19 protein-coding genes are annotated in these 22,034 nt (G+C 46.8%); 15 read left to right on the forward strand and 4 right to left on the reverse strand.

Annotated elements, in window-relative coordinates; genetic code table 11:
* Positions 1–123 precede the first annotated feature (123 nt).
* Positions 124–1,227, reverse strand: coding sequence for a M24 family metallopeptidase (locus F8N00_RS01165; protein ID WP_055968759.1), 1,104 nt, complete (start codon positions 1,225–1,227; stop codon positions 124–126).
* 155 nt (positions 1,228–1,382) lie between these two features.
* Between F8N00_RS01165 and F8N00_RS01170 the strand changes: the two genes are divergently transcribed.
* Entirely contained in the window at positions 1,383–2,693 is a 1,311-nt protein-coding gene (locus tag F8N00_RS01170) for a DRTGG domain-containing protein (protein WP_023469046.1), read from the forward strand.
* A 51-nt stretch (positions 2,694–2,744) separates the two neighbouring features.
* Here F8N00_RS01170 and F8N00_RS01175 read toward each other — a convergent pair whose 3' ends face one another.
* On the reverse strand, positions 2,745–3,053 hold the full coding sequence (locus F8N00_RS01175) for a YtpI family protein (RefSeq protein WP_023469045.1): 309 nt from the start codon (positions 3,051–3,053) through the stop codon (positions 2,745–2,747).
* Positions 3,054–3,116: 63 nt separating this feature from the next.
* Here F8N00_RS01175 and F8N00_RS01180 point away from each other — a divergent pair, with 63 nt between their 5' ends.
* Positions 3,117–4,052, forward strand: coding sequence for a DHH family phosphoesterase (locus F8N00_RS01180; protein WP_421017619.1), 936 nt, complete (start codon positions 3,117–3,119; stop codon positions 4,050–4,052).
* Between the two features lie 65 nt (positions 4,053–4,117).
* Here F8N00_RS01180 and F8N00_RS01185 read toward each other — a convergent pair whose 3' ends face one another.
* Positions 4,118–4,312: a hypothetical protein gene (locus F8N00_RS01185; RefSeq protein WP_023469043.1), complete on the reverse strand. Its 195-nt coding sequence runs from the start codon at positions 4,310–4,312 to the stop codon at positions 4,118–4,120.
* 146 nt (positions 4,313–4,458) lie between these two features.
* Between F8N00_RS01185 and dnaE the strand changes: the two genes are divergently transcribed.
* The 11 genes from dnaE to F8N00_RS01240 all read left to right on the forward strand — a co-directional run bounded on the left by dnaE (position 4,459) and on the right by F8N00_RS01240 (position 18,738).
* Entirely contained in the window at positions 4,459–7,620 is a 3,162-nt protein-coding gene (gene dnaE, locus F8N00_RS01190) for a DNA polymerase III subunit alpha (RefSeq protein WP_421017620.1), read from the forward strand.
* Positions 7,621–7,722: 102 nt separating this feature from the next.
* Positions 7,723–8,241 carry a FadR/GntR family transcriptional regulator gene (locus F8N00_RS01195; protein WP_023469041.1) on the forward strand — a complete coding sequence of 173 codons (519 nt, stop codon included), beginning with the start codon at positions 7,723–7,725 and terminating at the stop codon, positions 8,239–8,241.
* 21 nt (positions 8,242–8,262) lie between these two features.
* Positions 8,263–9,123, forward strand: a complete 861-nt coding sequence (accD, locus tag F8N00_RS01200) for an acetyl-CoA carboxylase, carboxyltransferase subunit beta (protein WP_023469040.1) — start codon at positions 8,263–8,265, stop codon at positions 9,121–9,123.
* Positions 9,110–10,045 (forward strand): acetyl-CoA carboxylase carboxyl transferase subunit alpha, encoded by a 936-nt coding sequence (gene accA, locus F8N00_RS01205; protein WP_023469039.1) that lies wholly within the window; start codon positions 9,110–9,112, stop codon positions 10,043–10,045. Before accD ends, accA begins: the two co-directional genes overlap by 14 nt.
* A 147-nt stretch (positions 10,046–10,192) precedes the next feature.
* Positions 10,193–11,161: a 6-phosphofructokinase gene (gene pfkA / locus F8N00_RS01210; protein WP_023469038.1), complete on the forward strand. Its 969-nt coding sequence runs from the start codon at positions 10,193–10,195 to the stop codon at positions 11,159–11,161.
* Between the two features lie 65 nt (positions 11,162–11,226).
* Positions 11,227–12,975: a pyruvate kinase gene (gene pyk, locus F8N00_RS01215; protein ID WP_058264723.1), complete on the forward strand. Its 1,749-nt coding sequence runs from the start codon at positions 11,227–11,229 to the stop codon at positions 12,973–12,975.
* Between the two features lie 59 nt (positions 12,976–13,034).
* Complete coding sequence (locus F8N00_RS01220) at positions 13,035–13,505, forward strand: DUF441 domain-containing protein (protein WP_023469036.1); 471 nt, start codon at positions 13,035–13,037, stop codon at positions 13,503–13,505.
* A 218-nt stretch (positions 13,506–13,723) separates the two neighbouring features.
* Entirely contained in the window at positions 13,724–14,836 is a 1,113-nt protein-coding gene (gene citZ / locus F8N00_RS01225; RefSeq protein WP_053454034.1) for a citrate synthase, read from the forward strand.
* A 71-nt stretch (positions 14,837–14,907) separates the two neighbouring features.
* Positions 14,908–16,182: an NADP-dependent isocitrate dehydrogenase gene (gene icd / locus F8N00_RS01230; protein WP_050677651.1), complete on the forward strand. Its 1,275-nt coding sequence runs from the start codon at positions 14,908–14,910 to the stop codon at positions 16,180–16,182.
* Positions 16,183–16,204: 22 nt separating this feature from the next.
* Positions 16,205–17,143 carry a malate dehydrogenase gene (gene mdh / locus F8N00_RS01235; protein WP_058713773.1) on the forward strand — a complete coding sequence of 313 codons (939 nt, stop codon included), beginning with the start codon at positions 16,205–16,207 and terminating at the stop codon, positions 17,141–17,143.
* Positions 17,144–17,598: 455 nt separating this feature from the next.
* Positions 17,599–18,738, forward strand: a complete 1,140-nt coding sequence (locus F8N00_RS01240; protein ID WP_023469032.1) for a zinc-dependent alcohol dehydrogenase — start codon at positions 17,599–17,601, stop codon at positions 18,736–18,738.
* A 59-nt stretch (positions 18,739–18,797) separates the two neighbouring features.
* Here F8N00_RS01240 and F8N00_RS01245 read toward each other — a convergent pair whose 3' ends face one another.
* A complete protein-coding gene (locus F8N00_RS01245; RefSeq protein WP_421017621.1) occupies positions 18,798–19,223 on the reverse strand; it encodes a divergent PAP2 family protein in 426 nt (141 codons plus the stop codon).
* A 212-nt stretch (positions 19,224–19,435) separates the two neighbouring features.
* Between F8N00_RS01245 and F8N00_RS01250 the strand changes: the two genes are divergently transcribed.
* Both F8N00_RS01250 and pnpS read left to right on the forward strand, forming a co-directional pair.
* A complete protein-coding gene (locus tag F8N00_RS01250; protein ID WP_370448377.1) occupies positions 19,436–20,155 on the forward strand; it encodes a response regulator in 720 nt (239 codons plus the stop codon).
* The gene (gene pnpS, locus F8N00_RS01255; RefSeq protein ID WP_023469029.1) at positions 20,152–21,885 is read left to right on the forward strand and encodes a two-component system histidine kinase PnpS; all 1,734 of its coding nucleotides are present in this window, start codon (positions 20,152–20,154) and stop codon (positions 21,883–21,885) included. The genes F8N00_RS01250 and pnpS overlap by 4 nt, the downstream gene beginning before the upstream one ends.
* The last annotated feature ends 149 nt before the right edge of the window (positions 21,886–22,034 follow it).

Below are 22,034 nucleotides of genomic sequence, written 5' to 3' on the forward strand. Positions count from 1 at the left end.
ATGCGTTTTTCCTGTAGGAGTGGCGTGTGACGCGTCATCCACGAGATAAGGGTGGCAGATTATAATTCTGCCACCCTTATCTTTATAGAGACTGACTGTTGAGTCAGCTCCATTTTTCTTGAGTTAAGATGATGGAATGGATTGAAGATGTTTTGGTGTGCGAGTTAACGCAACTGGACCTTCCGCAGTGAGATGAATATCATCCTCGATACGGACGCCACCGACACCTGGAACATAAATGCCTGGTTCGAGTGTGTAGACGATACCAGCTTCAGCCGTCAGTAGGTTGTTTGACGCGAGGGACGGGAATTCATGAACCTCGATTCCGAGTCCGTGACCGACACGGTGCGTGAAGTACTGTCCGTAGCCAGCGTTTGTAATAACGTCACGGGCTGCCTTATCTAACGCACCGAGTGTCGTGCCGATCTGACTCGCTTCTGTCGCGGTTTCAAGTGCTTGGCGAACCGTTTCATAGATCTTTTTCTGTTCTTCGTTCGCTTCGCCATAAATGAAGGTCCGTGTAATATCGGAACAGTAGCCTTTCCAAACGACGCCGAGGTCGAATAAGACGAAGTCGCCTTCTTGGATGACACGGTCGCCGGGTACACCGTGCGGATCAGCACTGTTTGCACCAAATAGGACAAGCGTATCAAATGACATCTCACGGACACCTTTTTTCTTCATTTCATATTCGATTTCTGCAATGACTTCGATTTCCGTGATCCCTGGGCGGATTGCTTGTTTACCGATTTCGATTGCTTCATCCGCAAGTGTGGCTGCTTCTTGAAGAATAGCGATTTCTTCCGGTGTTTTCTTCAGACGAAGCGCTTGTAAAGACTCACCGATATCAAGAATGGCTGCGTTCTCGAGACGTGAGCTTAGTTCCTGATAGCGACTAAACGTCATGTGTTCTCCTTCGATACCGATTCGGTTATTCGAGTGCTCGAATGTCGCGAATAATTCTGCTAATCGATCAAATGGGTTTTCGTGATCCTCATAGGTCACGACGTCTCCTTCCCAAGGACTCGCTGCAACGATACTTGCTTCGAGTGCCGGACAGAATAATACATGTTTGCCGGTTACATCGACGAGGACCGCCATGACACGTTCGTGGGGTTCAGCGTAGACTCCTGAGAAGTAAAACACATTTGCCTTCGAAGTGACGATGGCTAAGTCGATTCCTTGTTCTTTCAGGAATTCACTGATTTGATTCGTACGTTCGCTCATATATGATTCCACCTCTCTACTCATTTTCTACATAAGTATATCATCGTCCGGTTCGAAAAACATTTATCGTAAATCAGACTAGTACACGTTTTCATCTTTAGAGTAGTACAGTATAATGACAGGAGAGTAGAAAAAAGGAAAAGAAGGGATACAGTATGCCTACGAAACACGAACAGATCATTCGACATATCGAAGATCTTGATGTCGGAACAAAGATTTCCGTCCGACAAATCGCGAAGGATTTGACCGTATCCGAGGGGACGGCTTATCGCGCCATCAAGGAAGCAGAAAATTTAGGGTTCGTTTCGACGATTGAGCGAGTCGGAACGATTCGGATTAAAAAGAAACAAAAAGAAAATATCGAGAAGCTGACATTCGCGGAAGTCGTGAATATCGTTGATGGTCAGGTACTCGGTGGTCGAAATGGATTACACAAGACGTTGACGAAATTCGTCATTGGCGCAATGAAGCTCGAAGCGATGATGCGCTATATCGATGTCGATAGTCTCGTCATCATCGGAAACCGCGAAAAAGCACATGAACTCGTGCTTGAAGCTGGAGCTGCTGTATTGATTACCGGTGGCTTCGATACGACGGAGGATGCAAAACGACTGGCAGATGAGATGGAGTTGCCGATCATTTCGACGTCCTACGATACGTTCACGGTCGCGACGATGATCAACCGAGCGATTTATGATCGATTGATCAAAAAGGAGATTTTACTCGTTTCGGATATTTTAATTCCGTTGCATGATACGTTCTATTTACAGACGACGGATCCGATTTCACGCTGGCACGAGTTGAATGAGCAGACGAAACACAACCGTTATCCCGTCATCGATGAACAAATGAAGGTCGTCGGTGTCGTGACAGCGAAGGACATCATTGACCGTCCACATGACTGGGCTGTTGAAAAAGTCATGACCCGTCATCCGATCACGGTCGGTATTCGAACGAGTGTCACGAATTCTGCGCATCAGATGGTCTGGGAAGGAATCGAGATGCTGCCGGTCATCGACCAGTACGGTCGATTGCTCGGGATCATTAGCCGTCAAGACGTCCTCAAGGCACTGCAACTCGCGAATCGTCAGCCACAAGTCGGAGAGACGTTCGACGATCTAATCACGGGGCAAATCAAGGCGGCAGAGGACGAACGGGGACCGTACTTATCGCTTGAGGTCTCACCACAAATGACGAACTTCATGGGGACTGCTTCGAGTGGGGTGTTGACGACACTTCTAGTCGAAGGGGCGACGCGAATGTTGCGTCACATGAAGAAAGGTGACCTTGTCATCGAAAACGTCAGCATCTATTTCATTAAACCTGTTCAAATCGAGAGCACGGTAACGATCCGGGCGAATGTCTTTGACGTCGGTCGAAAATTCGGGAAAGTCGATGTCGAGATGTATCAAGGCACACAAATCGTTGCGAAGGCACTCGTGACATCCCAACTCATCGATCGTTAAATGAACCAAAAAGAACCGAAGTCAATGGACTTCGGTTCCTCTGAATCTAGCTCAGGATTGCTCCATCTCGCGGACGACATACGGATAAATCTTTTTGTAACGGATGAATCCGGCGATGAATGAAGCAACACCGACGATGATTAAAATGGAACAAACGATTTTCCCGACGAGTGTCGTTAATCCGTTTCCAGAAACGAACTGGTTGACGGCAAATAGGATAACGAACAAGCTCAACCAAATGCTCGCTTGCGTATTGAACAAGTATTTTCGGTTCGTGCTTTTCGTATGGAACGCGCGGCGTTTTGCTAACAAATACCCACCAAGCGAGAAAACGATGAGGGCGATGAGGATGAATTGCATGTTAAAAGGACCTCCTTTTTGTCTTCATCTCATATCATATCAAGATTAGAGGAGCTGTGCACAGTGAAAGAGCAAATCAAACAAATGATTGAAGCGGCAGATACGATCATCATTCATCGTCATGAACGTCCAGATCCCGATGCACTCGGTAGTCAATTCGGTTTGCAATTGACGTTACAACATCAATTCCCTAGCAAAACGGTATTAACGGCCGGAGAAATGGCGACATCATTGTCATTCATGGGAGAGCTCGATCAAGTAGACGATGAATTATACAAAGAGGCGTTAGTCGTGATTCTGGATACAGCGAATCAAGCGCGGATTGACGGGAAGGTCGCAATGACAGGAAAAGACGTCATTAAAATCGACCATCATCCGGATGAAGATCTATACGCACCAGTACAACTCGTCGATACGACGATGAGTTCGACATCGGAACTGCTCGTTCATTTATTGAACGAATGGGGATACGAGATTCCAACATCAGCTGCCATTCAATTCTACGCTGGGATCGTTGGTGATACGGGACGTTTCCAATTCCGTGGCACGACGAAACGAACATTTGAAGTCGCAGCGCAATTGATTGATGCAGGAATCGATACGGACTGGTTGTATCGCAATATGTACGAAACAGAACTTGCGGCGCTTCATTTACAAGGATACGTCCTGCAACATATTCAATTGACGGATCAAGGTGTCGGTTATGTCGTATTGACACAAGATACGTTGAAGCAGTTTGGTGCGACGGTTGAGCAAGCATCGTTGCTCGTCAATAGTTTTGCCGGTTTAAAAGGCATGAAGTGTTGGGCATTGTTCCTTGAGACGGATACGGAGGTTCGCGTCCGGATTCGTTCGAAGGGTCCCGTCATCAATGAAGTAGCAAAAGAATTCAATGGTGGTGGACATCCGATGGCGTCTGGTGCAACGATTGGACAGTTGAGTGAAGTCGAACGTGTCATCCGTCGTCTGGACGAGGTCGCTGCTAACTTCCAGTTTTAAATGGAAAAAGGCTGCTCGGTCTCACTCCTCTCATTGAGGAAGCGAAGCGAACAGCCTTTTTACGCTTATTGCGTTTTTGTTTCGTCTTGCGGAATGAACCAAACGCCACGATCTGTGTGATCTTCAATGACATTCAGTTGAAGTTCAGCGACAGATTTGCGAATCTTCTCAGCGATTTCTTCCGTTTCAGTAAAAGCGGTAACACCGAGCTTTAATTGTTCGACTTTTTCACGTGCGATTTGACTGCGATTCAAAATCATGAGAAACGCTCCTTCCGTACCCGTCATGATATTTCTATACTTATTGTATCGAATAATAAATCAGATGGCGAGTACTTGAGTCAGTTAGATATGAAGGTTCTGAAAACTTTTAAAAACATCCATCAGAAGAGAAAGGAGAATGGAAGATGCATATAAATGTTCGAACGCAGTTTAGTCCATTACAGAGTTTAGTTCGAATCGAGCCCTATCTCGATGAACTAGTCCGTCGACACATCGGACGAGCGGTCATCTGTGAAACGACATTGACAGGAGTTCCCGCATTCATCGATGCATGTCAGCGTCGAAATATGCAACCGATCGTCGGATGGGAGCAGCGAATCGAAGAAGAAGAATTTTGTATCTTATGGTTTGCTTTTTCTTCTGATGGACTGCGTCAACTGTATCGACTAGCCAGTCAACAAGGGGAGACTGAAGTTTCATCACTGATCGCGGTGCTCGTGCCACTGCGTCAAGCCTCTGAAGATGCGACGCGTCTACGTCGTTCCTTCGTTCAATGGATGGGACATGTTCAAGGAGCGCGTACATATATGGGTGTGACCTCTAGTCGCTCAACGGTCGAACGAGAGAGTCGTGCGCGTTACCGCGAAGTCGCAGCAGCGCTTGGTGTTGAGACCGTCCCAGTCGATCCTGTTCGTTACATCCGTCGAGATGAAGCGTCAGCGTATCAAGCGATACGTGCGATTGGTGAAGCGACGACGTTCCAAGACCAAAAGACAGATCGTCTGATGCATTTAAAGACCCGGGAAGAGTTACTCGAAGACTTTACCGAGCGAGAAATTACGATGGCGGAGCAGTTTGCTACGACATCTGAACGCTTGGAATTACCGTTTCAACAACGTCCACTGCCGCGTGTCGCGGAAGACTCGAATGCGTTATTACGGAAACGTGCTGAGGAAGGGTTACTGGCACATGGTCATGAAAGTAATGAAGCGCGGGAACGTCTCGCTTATGAACTATCAGTCATCCATAAGACAGGATTTGCCGATTATTTTTTAATCGTTGAAGAACTCGTACGTAGTGCAAAAGCGAAAGGCATCTTCGTTGGACCCGGTCGAGGCTCAGCAGCCGGATCACTTGTCAGCTATGCGCTTGGGATCACGACGGTGGATCCATTGAAGTATGGATTACTATTCGAACGTTTCTTGAACCCCGAGCGGATTTCGATGCCGGATATCGATATCGATATCGAAGATGAACGACGCGAAGAAGTATTAGAGGATCTCGTGATGCGTTATGGAAAAGATCACGTCGCTCAAATCGGTACATTGTCGACGCTCGGTGCCAAAGCCGCTTTGCGAGACGTCGGACGGACGCTAGAGTTTTCGAAGGATGAATTAGATGCTGCGGTCAAACAGCTTGGAAAATCCACGACGTTACAAGGAATCGAACAAAACAAACAGACATATCGCTGGTTCTCTGGAAGCGAAAAGCGCCGGCAACTGTTGCAACTAGCGCAAGCGGTCGAGGGTCTCCCGCGACAACGTTCGGTTCACGCGGCTGGCGTCGTCATTGGATCTGAACAGCTCGTCGAGACGACACCCGTTGAAACGGGACCAAATGAACGCTATGTGACGCAGTTTTTGATGCAGGCATTGGAACGTCAAGGATTGTTGAAAATTGACTTGTTAGGATTACGAAATCTCAGTCGTTTGCGTCGGATGGAAGAATTGATTCGACGAGAACAGCCATCCTTTACGCTCACGCAAATTCCGGAAGAAGACCGCGCGACATTCCAAGTCTTTGCCCGCGCCGAGACGGATGATATTTTCCAATTCGAGTCGACGGGTATGAAACAGACGTTGCGCGAAGTCAAACCGAATCGGTTCGAGGATTTGGTAGCAACGATGTCACTCTATCGTCCGGGACCAATGAAATTCATTGATCTGTACGCGAAACGAAAAGCTGGTCAACCTTATCAGATGTTACATCCCGTATTAGAAGACGTACTTGCACCAACGTATGGCATCATCGTCTATCAGGAACAAGTCATGGAAATCACTCGTCGAGTGGCTGGATTTACACTCGCACAAGCAGATTTATTACGACGTGCGATTTCTAAGAAAAGTACGGATTCGCTCGAACAGGAACGGGTTCGTTTTCTCGAAGGAGCAAAATCGAATGGATTCGATGATGCGATTGCACATTCACTCTATGAACAAATTGAGCGATTTGCTGGGTATGGATTCAACCGAAGCCATGCGGTCGCCTATTCAAAGATTAGTTACGCCCTCGGATATATCAAAGCGCATTTCCCACACATTTTCTTACTCGTCTCGGTCGAACAACCGGAGCGTCTCGTCCGATTGATGCGCGAACGACATCTTCCTGTCCTATCGCCGGACGTCTGGATTTCCGATTACCGTTCTTCGTTAGAAGGCAAAGGGATTCGTCTCGGAATACATGTGATTAAAGGTATTTCCGAGCGAGAGTTCGAACGTGTAAAGGAAGCATCAAAGCACACGGCGACGATTGCTGATCTATTGACCCACGTCGGATGGGGTAAGAAGGAGCGCGCAAAAATCGAATTGTTACTCTACAGTGGTGCGCTAGATCGAGCGACACACGGCGATCGCGGACTCGCTGAACAAGAAGTACTCGAATATTTCACTGAGTCGTCGAATACATTACTTCCAGACGAGTTGGCAATTCTCGGGAAACGCCGGACACAGAAGTCCTCGAAACGAAGTGATTCCGATTGGGCACGATTAGAACGGGAAGCGCTTGGGTTCTGGTTGACGTATTCGCCGTTGACGACAGCAATGAAAGCTCCGGTTGAATCTGCTTATTTCCATGACCTTGGCGTCGGTTCGGAAACACATTATTTAGTCTGTTATATTGATCAGATTCGAGAATTCAAGACGAAACGCGGTCAAACGATGGCGGTCATTCAGGCAGTCGACGGATATTCGAATGAAGAGGTCGTCGTCTTCCCGAATCAATATGAACGATTCCGTCGATCACTTTATTTAGGGAACGTCTTGCTGATTGAACTAAAGGTGCAGGATCGCGAAGGGGAGCGTCAGTTCATTTTGGAACGTCTGCGTCCGCTTGGGCAAGATGTGCTATTCGTCAAGTTAACATCAAAAAATGAGCTGGCCGCACTCGAACAGTTGCTTGAAGCAGTACCAGGCGATATTCCAGTCGTCGTTCGCTACGCGGATTCACGCGAGACGAAATCGTTACCGCCGCTCTATGCAGTGCAGCATGATGAGGAATTACTAGCTCGGCTACGTATTCGGTTTGGCGAGGATCATGTCGTCCTGAAAAATGTCCCCCGCTCAAACTAGTACTAGGTAATAAGATTTGTTATAATAAGGGGTAATTGGTCTGACCAATGCCACCGATTGAAGCAACCGACTGAAGGGTCAGAAAGGTGGTGCCGTATCGATATGGAGAAGAAACGAAATGCGTTTGAAGCCAATATCGCGGCGATTAAATTGATGATCGAACAAGATGGATTAGTTCCAGGAGACCGTATTCCATCAGAACGGGAACTGGCAGAACGACTATCCATCAGTCGACCGTCCGTGCGAGAAGCATTACGGACGCTCGCTTATTTAGGGATCGTCGAGACACGACATGGAGGCGGAAGCTTTCTATTGAACCGTGACGATCATACCTATATTCAAATCATCGCTCAATTCTTAGTGACTGGCGATTCGAAGTTCGAAGACTTGGCAGGAACGCTCCGCTTGCTTGAGCAAGCAGCGCTCACGCAGCTGGATGACCTTTCGGTGCTTGCACCAGTCGTATCATCCGATGCAGCGTTTCGTGAGACGTTGATTCAGACGGTCGATAACGATTTGTTTGAACGAATCTGGCGACAAGTCAATGCCTTCCATAAAAGCTTCGGTCAAGGGGAACTCTATACGCAGGCGGAACGGGAACAACTCTTGAACCGCCCATAGGATGACAAGGGGGAACTGAACGTGCAAGCATTTTTTCGAAAACCTAAAAAGTTCGTCACGCTGACTTCGAAGGAGCAGCGTGTCGATGTGCCAGTTGGCCTAATGACGAAATGTCCGAAATGTAAATTAATCCAATATACGAAACAACTGGAGGCGAACTTACGTGTCTGTTCATGTGGGTATCATCACCCGTTGACCGCGCAAGAACGTTTTACGCAATTATTCGATGAAGGTTCGGTGACGTATTTCGACTTACCGGCAGTTCAAGCGGATCCGCTTGGATTCCAGGATTACCCGGAAAAATTAAAGGGCGACCAAGTCAGAACGGGTCTTGAGGAAGCGATCGTCTGTGGCGTCGGGAATGTGAATGGTCACCCACTCGTCGCTTGTGTCATGGATGCACGATTCCGCATGGGCTCGATGGGTGCAGCAGTCGGTGCTGCGATTTCTGAAGCGGTTCGTTACGCAACAAAACATCGTCTACCTGTCACGATTTTCTCCGCTTCAGGTGGAGCACGGATGCAAGAGGGAATGGTTAGTCTCATGCAGATGGCGAAATCGAGTCTCTTCTTAAAACAGCATTCAGATGCTGGATTACTTTATATTTCTTGTATGACGCATCCGACGACCGGCGGGGTATCAGCAAGTTTTGCGATGCTCGGTGACTTTAACATCGCTGAACCGGGGGCGTTGATCGGGTTTGCAGGTCGACGGATCATCGAACAGACGATACGTGAAAAACTACCGGAAGATTTCCAAACAGCAGAATTCTTATTACAAGCAGGTCAACTGGACGATGTCGTATCACGACATGATCTGAAAACGTACTATACGCGAATCTTAAAGCTACATGCGGAGGGAACGAACCATGCAACCATTTGACCAACCAGTCATCGCGTTACGCGAAAAAATTCTTGAGCTCCATGATATGGCGGAAACACAAGGACTAGACTTCAAGGAAGAACTCCAACTTCTTGAAGAACGCCTTCATCGGTTAGAACTCGATATTTACGGGAATATGAAAGCGTGGAATCGCGTTCAATTGGCACGTCATCCAGAACGTCCAACGACACTCGATTACATTGAATCCATTTGTGAAGACTTCATCGAGTTGCACGGCGATCGTCATGGATATGATGATGCGGCAATCGTCGGTGGAATCGGAACACTGAATGGTCGTCCGGTGACGATCATCGGTCATCAACGCGGAAAAGATACAAAAGAAAACATTCGTCGTAATTTCGGGATGCCACATCCGGAGGGGTACCGAAAAGCACTACGTCTCATGCAACAAGCGGAGAAATTCAATCGACCAATCATTACGTTCATCGACACGAAAGGGGCTTACCCAGGACGTGCAGCAGAAGAACGTGGTCAGAGTGAGGCCATCGCGAAAAACTTGTTTGAGATGGCTGGTATGACGGTTCCAATCATCTCGATCGTCATCGGTGAAGGTGGATCAGGTGGTGCTTTAGGAATCGGAGTGTGTGATCAACTCTTGATGCTCGAGAATTCAACGTATTCGGTCATCTCTCCTGAAGGTGCTGCAGCATTGTTATGGAAAGATGCAAGTCTTGCGGAGAAAGCGGCAGAATCGATGAAAATCACAGCGCCTGATTTATTACGACTCGGGATCGCGGATGCCATCATTCCAGAAGTCGTCGGAGGGGCGCATCTCGATGTGTCATTACAGGCGGATAAATTAAAAACTGTATTGGTACAGAAGCTCGAATCATTGGTTCATCTGACCAAGGAAGAGCTCATTGATCAGCGGACTGAAAAATATCACCAAATTGGCACATAAGCACCATGTAATCGCTATCATGATTGATATTCCTCATTTCCGGAATCGATGATGAAAAAGCTAGTGAAAGTTTATGCAATCTGCCCTGTTGTAAAACAAGAAAACAACGTGCTATTTTAGATTCAGATTAATGGAGAGGTGATTAACGTGAGTTTAAAACGGATTGCTGTCTTAACGAGTGGCGGCGATGCACCCGGTATGAACGCTGCGGTGCGTGCTGTCACGCGTAAAGCGATTTTTCATGGCTTAGAAGTATTCGGTGTCTACAATGGCTACCAAGGATTAATCAACGGGGACATCGTCCAGTTGAACCTTGGATCAGTCGGTGACATCATTCAACGAGGCGGAACGTTCCTACGTTCAGCACGTTGCCCTGAGTTCCGTACAGAAGAAGGACGAGCAAAAGCGGTCGTCAATCTAAAGAAATTTGAAATTGATGCACTCGTCGTCGTAGGCGGAGACGGGTCGTATCGTGGTGCCCAAAAATTGACGGGACTTGGTTTCCCGACAATTGGACTTCCAGGTACGATCGATAACGACATCCCTGGAACGGACTATACGATCGGTTTTGATACAGCGCTCAACACGGCGCTTGAAGCGATCGATAAAATCCGTGATACGGCATCGTCGCATGAGCGAACGTATGTCATTGAAGTCATGGGACGCGATGCGGGTGATATCGCATTATATGCAGGACTTGCTGGTGGAGCAGAATCGATTCTTGTTCCCGAGCGTCCTGAAGATTTAAAAGAAGTGCTTTCCCGTATTCAAAGTGGTGTCGACCGCGGTAAGAAGCACTCAATCGTCATCGTCGCTGAAGGAGCAGGTCGTGCTCAGGACGTGGGAGACGCGATCGCAAAAGAAACAGGTCTCGATACACGCGTCACGGTACTTGGTCACGTTCAACGTGGTGGAGCACCAACGGCAGCGGACCGTGTACTTGCAAGTCGGATGGGGGCGCATGCCATCGAAATCCTACTTCAAGGAAAACAAGGACGTGTCGTAGGTGTACGTGGTGGTAAGATGATCGATCTCGATATCGATGAGGCACTCGACGAAAATAAACATGAGCTGGATCTTGATATTCTTGAGCTTTCAAAACAGCTTTCGATTTAACGAACGTCGATAGGATTGAAATGGACAAGAGAACTTGGCCAAACACCGTAGGAGGTTTATGGAATATGCGTAGAACTAAAATTGTATGTACGATTGGACCGGCGTCAGAAAAACGTCTTCCAGAAATGATTGAAGCAGGTATGAACGTCGCTCGTTTGAACTTCTCACACGGCGATTATGAAGAACACGGTGCACGTATCACGGATATCCGTCGTGCAGCGAAAGAAGCAAACAAAATCGTTACGATTCTTCTTGATACGAAAGGACCAGAAATCCGGACACATTCGTTTGAAGAAGGAAAAGCGCTTCTCGCACGTGGTCAAGAAGTCATCATCGTTAGCGGAGACGCAAACGAAATCGTCGGAACGAAAGATAAATTCTCAGTCACGTATGAAGGACTCTATGATGACGTCGAAGTTGGTTCGATGATCATGCTTGATGACGGTCTCATCGGTCTTCGTGTCACTGAAAAACTTCCGAACCGTGAGCTTCGTTGTTCCATCGAAAACGAAGGCGTCATCAAGACGAAAAAAGGCGTTAACTTGCCAAACGTGAAGGTTAACCTTCCTGCTTTGACAGAAAAAGATATTGCGGATATCGAGTTCGGTATCAAGAGCGATATCGATTTGATCGCGGCATCTTTCGTACGCCGTGCGTCAGACGTCGTTGCGATTCGTCAATTGCTTGAGAAAAACAACGCGAGCCATATCAAAATCTTCCCGAAAATCGAGAACCAAGAAGGTGTCGATAACATCGAAGAAATCCTTGCGATTTCGGACGGTTTGATGGTAGCGCGTGGTGACCTCGGTATCGAGATTCCAACGGAAGAAGTCACACCAACTCAAAAAGACTTGATCAAGCTTTGTAACGACTTCGGTAAACCAGTCATTACAGCAACACAAATGCTTGACTCGATGCAACGTTTCCCACGTCCAACACGTGCTGAAGCATCAGACGTCGCGAACGCGATTCTTGATGGTACGGATGCAATCATGCTTTCAGGTGAGACAGCAGCAGGGGACTACCCAATCGAATCTGTCCAAATGATGCACTCGATCGCAAAACGTACAGAAAAAATGCTCGACTACAAGCTCTTGTTGAAAGATCGTCAGACACGTAGTGAGCACACAGTAACGGATGCAATCGCTCAAGCGGTTACGCACACTGCAATCAACTTGGACGCAAAAGCAATCTTGACACCGACACAATCGGGTTACACGGCTGCACGTATCTCGAAATACCGTCCGGAGCCAAACATCGTCGCGGTTACACCAAGCGCACGTGTCGCACGTCAGTTAAACATCGTATGGGGCGTGTACCCAATCGTCGTTGATCATCTTTCAGACAACACGGATGATATGTTGACACTTGCTGCGGACACAGCAAAAGACGCTGGTTTCGTCACAGATGGTGATCTCGTCGTCATCTCAGCAGGTATTCCTGCTTTGACTGCTGGTACAACGAACATGTTGAAAATCCACATCGTCGGTAAAGAGATCGCAAACGGTCGCGGTATCGGTGAGCGTGGAGTCGTTGGCGAAGTCGTCATCGCAAACAATGCTGAAGAAGCAAACGCGAAAGCGAAGCCAGGCATGATCCTCGTTACGAACTCAACTGATCGTGACATGATGCCTGCAATCGAGATGGCTGCAGCGATGATCACAGTTGATGGCGGATTGACAAGCCATGCTGGAATCGTTGGACCATCACTCGGTAAACCAGTCATCGTTGGTGTCGAAGATGCATTGACAGTCTTCAAAGACGGTCAAATGATCTCAATCGATCCATTGACAGGTAAACTATATAACGCATAATCCATTCATGACGGACGTGACTTAGGTCATGTCCGTCTTTTTTTGTATGAGGAGGACGTATGGAAGCTTATCTTTTTTTGATTGCCCTCGTCTTCATTGGGGTCATCGCACAAAATAAATCATTAATCATCGCTGCAGCCTTCCTGCTGATCATCAAGGCGATCGGGCTGGATGGTAGACTGTTTCCTTCCTTACAGGCAAAAGGGATCACGTGGGGCGTCACATTGATCACGGCAGCGATCCTCGTACCGATTGCAGCAGGGGATATCGGATTTAAGGAGTTGCTCCAAAGTATTCGGGGACACATCGGCATCATCTCATTTTTATCAGGAATCTTTGTTGCAATCGTCGCAGCACACGGTGTTGGACTGATGAAAGAAGATCCACTCGTGACGACAGCCTTGCTAGCTGGAACGATTCTTGCAGTCGGACTCTTTAGAGGTGTACCGGTTGGACCATTGATTGGTGCTGGAATCGCGGCGCTCGTCATTGGAATGTGGGATGTCATCGCAAAAGCGTTCACAGGATGAACCGAATCAGCAAAGTAACTGAATTAATTTTTTGATAATAGTATGCAAGTTCATTCACTTTTTGGGTATTTTTGTTTATACTAAGAACAGAAACAAGATGGTCTATTCAAGAGTACAGCGCTACAAGCATGGGGAACGACTCTTGAGTGGACGTCTTTTTTTCAATACGGAAATGAAAGCGTTTTAAATTTCTGGGGAAAAAAAGGGGGATTATTGTCATGACGCAAACTAAAGGTTTAGAAGGAATCGTCGCGACTTCATCGAAAATCAGTTCGATCATCGATGGTCAATTGACGTATGGCGGTTATACGATTGATGATTTGGCGGAGCACGCCTCATTTGAGGAAGTCGTCTTCTTGTTGTGGAACGACCGTCTACCAAAAGAAGAGGAATTGAAGCAACTATCGGAAGCACTCATTTCCGAAGCAACGGTTGCGACTGCCGTTCTTGAAACAATGAAGGCAGCACCGAAGTCGGCGAATGCGATGGCGACGATTCGAACAGCGCTCTCTCAACTCGCGCTTTACGATGAGACATCGGAAGATATGTCGACTGAGGCGAATTACGCTAAAGCCATCAAATTACAGGCACAAATCGCAACACTCGTCACAGCTTACGCCCGTATTAAAAAAGGACAAGAGCCGATTGCACCTAAAACGGGTCTTTCATACGCAGGAAACTTCTTGTTCATGTTGACGGGTGAAGAGCCAACGGAAGTTGCAGAAAAAGCTTTCAACCAAGCGCTCGTTCTTCACGCTGACCACGAGTTGAACGCTTCGACGTTCACAGCACGCGTGTGTGTCGCGACGCTCTCTGACGTCTACTCAGGTGTGACGGCAGCGATGGGCGCATTAAAAGGACCACTTCACGGTGGCGCGAACGAAGCCGTCATGAAGATGTTGTTAGAAATTGATTCGGTTGAAAAGGTTGACGAGTATGTTCATAATAAACTTGAGAACAAGCAAAAAATCATGGGCTTCGGTCACCGTGTCTACAAGGACGGCGACCCACGTGCGAAGCACCTTCAAGAAATGAGTCGTCAGCTGACTGCTCAAATCGGGGAGCCGAAATGGTATGAGATGTCAGTTAAGATCGACGAAATCGTCCAATCGGAAAAAGGATTGAAACCAAATGTTGATTTCTATTCCGCTTCTACGTACCATGCACTTGGACTTGATACAGAACTATTCACTCCAATCTTTGCAGTAAGTCGGATGTCAGGTTGGTTGGCGCACATTTTAGAGCAGTATAGCGATAACCGTCTGATTCGCCCGCGTGCAGACTACACGGGTGAAACGCACCGGACATACGTGTCCATCGAAGAACGTTAAAAGGACGGGGAGGAGCAATCCTCTCCTGATTTTTGATGTAGATTACAATTACTTAAGGGGGATTTTTAGACATGGCTACACTTCAAGGCGAAAACATCACAGTAACTAACGGTACACTTCAAGTTCCAAACGCTCCAATCATTCCGTTCATCATTGGTGACGGAACAGGACCTGACATCTGGAACGCAGCGGTACGTGTGTTTGATGCAGCAGTTGAAAAAGCATACAACGGTGAGAAGAAAATCGAATGGAAAGAAGTCTACGCTGGTGAAAAAGCATTCAACAAAACAGGCAACTGGTTACCAGAAGAGACACTTGATCTCATCCGTGAGCACATCATCGCAATCAAAGGACCACTGACGACACCAGTCGGCGGCGGAATCCGTTCGTTGAACGTTGCTCTACGTCAAGAGCTTGATTTGTACACATGTCTTCGTCCAGTCCGCTACTTCACAGGTGTGCCTTCACCGGTTAAACGCCCAGAAGATACAGACATGGTCATCTTCCGTGAAAATACTGAAGACATCTACGCCGGAATCGAATACGCAGAAGGTAGCGAAGGCGCTGCAAAACTGCTTGAGTTCCTTCAAAACGAAATGGGTGTCAATAAAATCCGCTTCCCTGAGACATCTGGTCTTGGAATCAAACCGATTTCAAAAGAGGGAACAGAACGCCTCGTCCGTGCAGCAATCGAATATGCACTCGAGAACAAACGCGCTTCGTTGACGCTCGTTCATAAAGGAAACATCATGAAGTTCACTGAGGGTGCTTTCAAAAACTGGGGCTATGAGCTTGCTGAGCGTGAATACGCAGAACACGTCTTCACTTGGAACCAATATGATCGCATCAAGGAAGAAGAAGGAACAGATGCTGCGAATAAAGCACAAGCAGACGCAGAAGCTGCTGGTAAGTTGATCGTGAAAGACTCAATCGCTGATATCTTCTTACAACAAATCTTGACTCGTCCAAAAGAGTTCGATGTCGTTGCGACAATGAACTTGAACGGTGACTACATCTCAGATGCACTTGCTGCACAAGTCGGTGGTATCGGAATCGCACCTGGAGCAAACATCAACTACATGACAGGTCATGCGATCTTTGAAGCCACTCACGGTACAGCACCGAAATACGCTGGACTTGATAAAGTAAACCCATCGTCTGTCATCTTGTCAGGCGAAATGATGTTCCGTCACCTCGGCTGGAACGAAGCAGCAGATCTCATCATCAAATCGATGGAAACATCGATTGAATCGAAAGTCGTCACATACGACTTCGCACGTCTCATGGATGGTGCGACTGAAGTGAAGTGTTCTGAATTCGCGGACGAACTCATCAAAAACATGTAATCCGATCAGGAGGAATGAGTCGATGAACAGACGGAAGAAGATCGCAGTCATAGGAAGTGGCTTTACGGGCGCAACGACAGCACTCTATCTTGCTCAGCGAGAGCTAGGAGATGTCGTCCTCGTCGACCGACCCGAGCAAGAGAATCCGACGAAAGGAAAGGCGCTCGATATGCAAGAGGCAGCGCCGATCCTCGGGTTTGATGCATCAGTAAAAGGGACATCGAACTATGCCGACATCAACGGTGCGGATATCGTCGTCATCACTGCCGGTATCGCTCGGAAGCCAGGGATGAGCCGCGAGGACCTCGTGAGTACGAATGCTGCCGTCATGACGGCTGTGACGAAGGAAATCGTCGCGCATGCACCGGAATCGATCATCATCGTTTTGACGAATCCGGTCGATGCGATGACGTATACAGTCTATCAAGCATCTGGTTTTCCGAAAGAGCGTGTCATCGGTCAATCCGGTGTCCTCGACACGGCACGTTTCCGGACATTCTTAGCAGAGGAACTGAACGTTTCTGTAAAGGATGTATCGGGATTCGTACTCGGCGGACACGGGGATGACATGGTGCCACTACTGCGCTATTCTCAGGCGGGAGGCATTCCAATCGAGAAACTGATATCCAAGGAGCGGTTAGAGGCGATCGTTGACCGAACACGTAAAGGCGGCGGTGAAATCGTTCAGTTACTCGGAAACGGTTCCGCTTACTACGCACCGGCAGCAGCAATTGCTGAGATGGTCGAGGCGATCTTGAAGGACCAGCGACGTATTCTACCTGCCATTGCTTATCTCGAAGGCGAATATGGATATGACGATATGTATTTCGGTGTACCGGTCATTCTTGGCGGAAACGGTGTCGAGCATGTCTATGAACTCGAACTGACGACTGAGGAGCAAGAGGCTTTGAATCGCTCTGCCTCTACAGTCCGTTCTGTACTCGACTTATTAAAATCTTGATTCAAAAAAAGACGAACTTGTCACTTTCGACAAGTTCGTCTTTTTTCATCTCGTCATAATCGATGAGGAGAAGCATAGTGCGATAACTTGGCATACCAAGGGCAGACCAGTATAAGAAGAAATGTCAGCCACGGAATCAAATATCCGATTCGAAGGAAGTGACCTTGATGTTCCATATGGAGGTGTTGTGAGTTTTGACAATGCGGACAGGGCAGTCCGTGAGCAGACCACATTAAACGATAGATTGTTCGAGCAGGCCAGGATTGACGACAAACGGTGCATCGTGCCACGCGAGTGCCTCCTTTCATTCATAGGTTAATTGTGTAAAGTGTGTTTTTCACAACATACGATACACATAGGAGAAAAGTTCCAATTTCAATAAACATGTAGAAAAAAAGATTGTATTAGGGTAAGGACAAAGGTACGTCATTTTATTCCACTAAGGGGGATGCCATATGCGCGCCGTAACATACCAAGGAGCAAAAGATGTTCAAGTCAAACAAGTCCAGGATCCATCGATTGATAAAAACGATGATATCATCGTCAAAATCACATCGACTGCCATTTGTGGATCAGATTTACACATCTATCAAGGAAATATGCCGGCTCACAAAGATTATGTCATTGGTCATGAACCGATGGGCATCGTTGAAGAGGTTGGACCAGGTGTGACGAAGGTCAAGCGTGGCGACCGCGTCGTGTTACCGTTTAATGTTGCTTGTGGTCACTGTTTCTTTTGTGAACATGATATGGAGAGTCAATGTGATAACTCGAACGGAAATCCCCATGTCGATACAGGTGGGTACTTCGGTTTTACAGAAGAGTTTGGTGGACATCCCGGTGGTCAGGCGGAATATTTAAAAGTTCCGTTCGGGAATTTCATGCCACTCGTGATTCCTGAATCATGCGAATTAGAAGATGAGGCATTATTGTTCTTATCTGATGTTTTACCTACGGCGTATTGGAGTGTCCTGCATGCGGGTGTGAAAAAAGGAGATACGGTCGTCGTACTCGGATCAGGACCAGTTGGACTAATGACACAAAAATTTGCATGGATGCAAGGAGCAAAGCGAGTCATTGCGGTGGATGATCAAGTGTATCGATTAAATCATGCTAAAGTCACGAATAAAGTCGAGACAGTAAATTTCTCGGATCACGCAGAAAGTGGTGCGTATATTAAAGAGCTGACACAAGGTGGAGCAGACGTCGTAATTGATTGCGTCGGTTTTGATGGGAAGATGTCCCCTGTAGAAAAAATTGAACAAAAGATTGGTCTACAAGGTGGAACGTTGAGTGCCATTGACATTGCAAAGGACGCTGTCCGGAAATTTGGTACTGTGCAGTTGACAGGCGTCTACGCTAAAAAATATAATCAGTTTCCACTTGGCGATTTCTTTACCCGAAATATTACGCTGAAAATGGGACAAGCACCAGTCATTCATTTGATGCCGGAACTGTTCCAGAAAATCATCAATCAAGAATTTGATCCGACGGATATCGTGACACACCGAGTGGCACTTGATGATGCTGCTTCTGCCTATCAGACATTTAATGATCGGACAGATGGATGCATCAAGGTCGTCTTGAAACCATAAGCTATATCATACTCAAACAGCCCATCCGATTATTGGATGGGCTGTTGTACATCATAGGATTAAAAGAAGAAGACGGGCCATAGAAGACCGACGACTAGTCCGAGTAACAGACCGACGAACACCTGAAACTCGGTATGACCGACGAGCTCATTCAGGAGAGGAGTCTCATGGCGAATTCCTTTGAAATAATCATTGAGTAGTTTTGCCTGAACACCGACTGCTTGTCTGACACCGGTCGCATCATACATGATGATTGTCGCAAAGATGACAGTCAGTGCGAAAATCGAAGACGAGAAGCCCTCCTGAAAACCGATGACAACGGCTAAGGCGACGACAGTCGAACTATGTGAACTAGGCATACCACCGGAAGCAAACATGATTTCCAGGTCGAACTTTCGTGTCCGAACCAAACTCGTGACAAGCTTCGCTGCTTGAGCGATGAACCACGCCGTGATGGCTGCAAAAAGGGGATGGTTCCATTCCATACATTCTACCTCCTACAATTAACGATATGTATTGTTTCCCCGTTTTATTAGCTTTTACACGAACGATCTAGTTGGATTCGGCATCTCCTTTAAAGATTATGTAAAGAAACTGCAGAAAGATTTGTGGTTTTCCATTAAAAGTCGGTAAGATGAAGACAGACGAAGCGGATTCCACGGAATTCCTCATTCGAAAAGAAGGAAACTTGAGGGGGATGCAAGGTTTGAAAGATAAAATTATCGTGGTAGATGATGAGTTGTCGATTGCAACGTTGTTGAAGTTCAACTTAGAACAAGCCGGCTTCATCGTTGAAACAGCTCATGATGGGATGTCTGGTTTAAAATTAGCAGAAAAACAAGATGCGGCATTGATCGTCTTAGATTTGATGTTACCGGAGCTTGATGGTCTTGAAGTATGTAAACGTCTCCGCCAGCAAAAAATCAATACACCGATTTTGATGTTGACGGCAAAAGATGACGAATTTGATAAAGTTCTCGGATTAGAACTTGGAGCGGATGATTATTTGACGAAACCATTCAGTCCACGTGAAGTCGTTGCGCGCGTAAAAGCAATTTTACGTCGCATGAGTCATCAAACGACTTCGTCGGAAGAAGTGACGGATGGAACAATCATTATCGGAGATGTCAAAATCGTTCCTGACAATTACGAAGCATTTAAAGCCGAAGAGCGGTTAGAGCTCACGCCAAAAGAATTTGAGTTACTTGTTTACCTTGCAAAAAATAAAGGACGTGTGTTGACTCGCGACCAGTTGTTATCTGCCATCTGGAATTATGATTTTGTTGGCGATACCCGTATCGTAGATGTCCATATTAGTCATGTCCGAGAGAAAATCGAGCCGAATACGAAAAAACCGATTTACATTAAAACGATTCGCGGTTTAGGTTACAAGATGGAAGAGCCGAAGGCGGAATGAGTAAGTATCGCAAACGGTTTATCTTTAAAATGATTTCGTTCATCAGTCTCGTCCTTGTAGCACTTGGATTTTTATTAGGTCAATCCTTCAAAGAATTCTATGTCCAAAATGAAAAAGAAAAATTGATGGATGAAACAGCGCTAGTTGAGACGATTTTGAGAGATCGAGAAGTACCAGACATGTCTCGGTATGTAAATGAACTATATGCTGAATCGAATTTCGATATGATTTTATTCAACAGCCGTGGAGAAATCATTGCTGGAACACCTGTTGATGTGACGAAATTAAAAGTAGCGACCCTCAATTTTTCAGCCATTCCTGACGAGGGCACATTTGAATCGAAAACTGATGATAGTGTCGTCCAATTTACAAAACCTGTTCCGACAGCGGATGGGGGAGAAGTCTACGTCAGTTTCATTCGTTACGCCCAAGACTTGAATGTCATCTATTCACGGATTTGGACGGTCATCATTCTGTCCCTACTCGCCTCGTTAGTGATCATATTCTTGACGATCTATCGGTCGACGAAACGATTCCTACGTCCAATCGCAGAAGCAACAGATGTTTTACATGAACTGTCGCACGGGAACTACAAGTCGCGTGTGTATGAATTAGCGGCACCGGATGAATCACGCGATTTAGGGCGCTCTATCAATCTATTAGCGCGAAATCTCGAAAACGCATCGTCTGGTGAAGCAATGCAACGAGCACGTCTCGAATCTTTGATCGAATACATGGGCGCCGGTCTTATGTTGATTGATGAGAAGGGCTACGTCCTGCTCGTCAACCGGACGTATCGGGAAATGTTCAACATTCATGAACCGTCTAGTGGGAAGCTGTACTATCGTGTACTTCCGAACGAAAAAATGAGTCAGGTGATTGAAGATGTCTATCTGACGGAAAAACCGAATCGAAAGCAGTCGAGTGTTCGATTTGGCATCAATAGCCGGACGTTCATGGTCAGTGCCGCTCCGATTTTCGATAAGAACGGTCGCGTGCAGGGAACGACCGTCGTCTTTAACGACATCACGGAAATCAAAAAACTGGAACAAATGCGTAAAGACTTCGTCGCGAATGTCAGCCATGAATTAAAGACACCACTAACGTCCATTAAAGGATTTGCGGAAACGTTACTCGATGGTGCGCAAGAGGTTCCGGAAATCCGAGAGCAGTTCTTACGGATCATCCACGATGAATCGGAACGAATGCAGACATTGGTAGAAGATTTGCTTGAGCTGTCTCGTTTAGAACAAGATAACTATCAGCTCGAGACTGCAATCGTTGACGTGACAAGTCTCGTTCGGGAGACAGCAGCACTCCTGCATCGACGAGCAACAGAAAAAGAGATGACGATTCATATCGAAATGGAAGAGGAAGTCTTCATCCGAGCAGATCTGAATCGTCTGAAACAGGTCGTCGTTAACTTGGTTGCGAATGCGTTGAATTATACGCCGAACGGCGGCAACGTCTGGATTCAGCTCGAGGATGGAGAAGAGTCTGTCCAACTCATCATCAAAGATGATGGAATTGGTATTCATCCGAAAGAAACCCAACGAATCTTCGAACGTTTCTATCGTGTCGATAAGGCACGAAGCCGTAATTCTGGGGGAACGGGTCTTGGACTAGCCATCGTCAAACACATTGTCGACCTCCATCACGGTGAGATCGAAATCGCATCGGAAGAGCACAAAGGCACGACATTTACGATTCGTTTACCAAAACATGGCTGAATTTCACAGTGGATTCACATTTCCTTAATAGATGTATCTTATGATGAAAGTACCTTCTTCATCATCTGTATGGCGACTGGATCAGCTCCCATGTCGTCATGCCCTTGGCGGTTGACTCTCCGTGAGTCAATCGTCTTTTTTTGGTCATT

This window comes from Exiguobacterium sp. A1_3_1 (genome assembly GCF_048985645.1).
In the GTDB taxonomy this organism is placed as follows: Bacteria; Bacillota; Bacilli; order Exiguobacteriales; family Exiguobacteriaceae; genus Exiguobacterium_A; species Exiguobacterium_A indicum.

Excerpts from the sequence above, each read along its gene's own strand:
- F8N00_RS01165 (WP_055968759.1), bottom strand. The coding sequence starts at position 1,227 with ATGAGCGAACGTACGAATCAAATCAGTGAATTCCTGAAAGAACAAGGA.
- F8N00_RS01170 (WP_023469046.1), top strand. The coding sequence starts at position 1,383 with ATGCCTACGAAACACGAACAGATCATTCGACATATCGAAGATCTTGAT.
- F8N00_RS01175 (WP_023469045.1), bottom strand. The coding sequence starts at position 3,053 with ATGCAATTCATCCTCATCGCCCTCATCGTTTTCTCGCTTGGTGGGTAT.
- F8N00_RS01185 (WP_023469043.1), bottom strand. The coding sequence starts at position 4,312 with ATGATTTTGAATCGCAGTCAAATCGCACGTGAAAAAGTCGAACAATTA.
- dnaE (WP_421017620.1), top strand. The coding sequence starts at position 4,459 with ATGCATATAAATGTTCGAACGCAGTTTAGTCCATTACAGAGTTTAGTT.
- F8N00_RS01195 (WP_023469041.1), top strand. The coding sequence starts at position 7,723 with ATGGAGAAGAAACGAAATGCGTTTGAAGCCAATATCGCGGCGATTAAA.
- accA (WP_023469039.1), top strand. The coding sequence starts at position 9,110 with ATGCAACCATTTGACCAACCAGTCATCGCGTTACGCGAAAAAATTCTT.
- pyk (WP_058264723.1), top strand. The coding sequence starts at position 11,227 with ATGCGTAGAACTAAAATTGTATGTACGATTGGACCGGCGTCAGAAAAA.
- F8N00_RS01220 (WP_023469036.1), top strand. The coding sequence starts at position 13,035 with ATGGAAGCTTATCTTTTTTTGATTGCCCTCGTCTTCATTGGGGTCATC.
- citZ (WP_053454034.1), top strand. The coding sequence starts at position 13,724 with ATGACGCAAACTAAAGGTTTAGAAGGAATCGTCGCGACTTCATCGAAA.
- icd (WP_050677651.1), top strand. The coding sequence starts at position 14,908 with ATGGCTACACTTCAAGGCGAAAACATCACAGTAACTAACGGTACACTT.
- mdh (WP_058713773.1), top strand. The coding sequence starts at position 16,205 with ATGAACAGACGGAAGAAGATCGCAGTCATAGGAAGTGGCTTTACGGGC.
- F8N00_RS01240 (WP_023469032.1), top strand. The coding sequence starts at position 17,599 with ATGCGCGCCGTAACATACCAAGGAGCAAAAGATGTTCAAGTCAAACAA.
- F8N00_RS01245 (WP_421017621.1), bottom strand. The coding sequence starts at position 19,223 with ATGGAATGGAACCATCCCCTTTTTGCAGCCATCACGGCGTGGTTCATC.
- F8N00_RS01250 (WP_370448377.1), top strand. The coding sequence starts at position 19,436 with ATGCAAGGTTTGAAAGATAAAATTATCGTGGTAGATGATGAGTTGTCG.
- pnpS (WP_023469029.1), top strand. The coding sequence starts at position 20,152 with ATGAGTAAGTATCGCAAACGGTTTATCTTTAAAATGATTTCGTTCATC.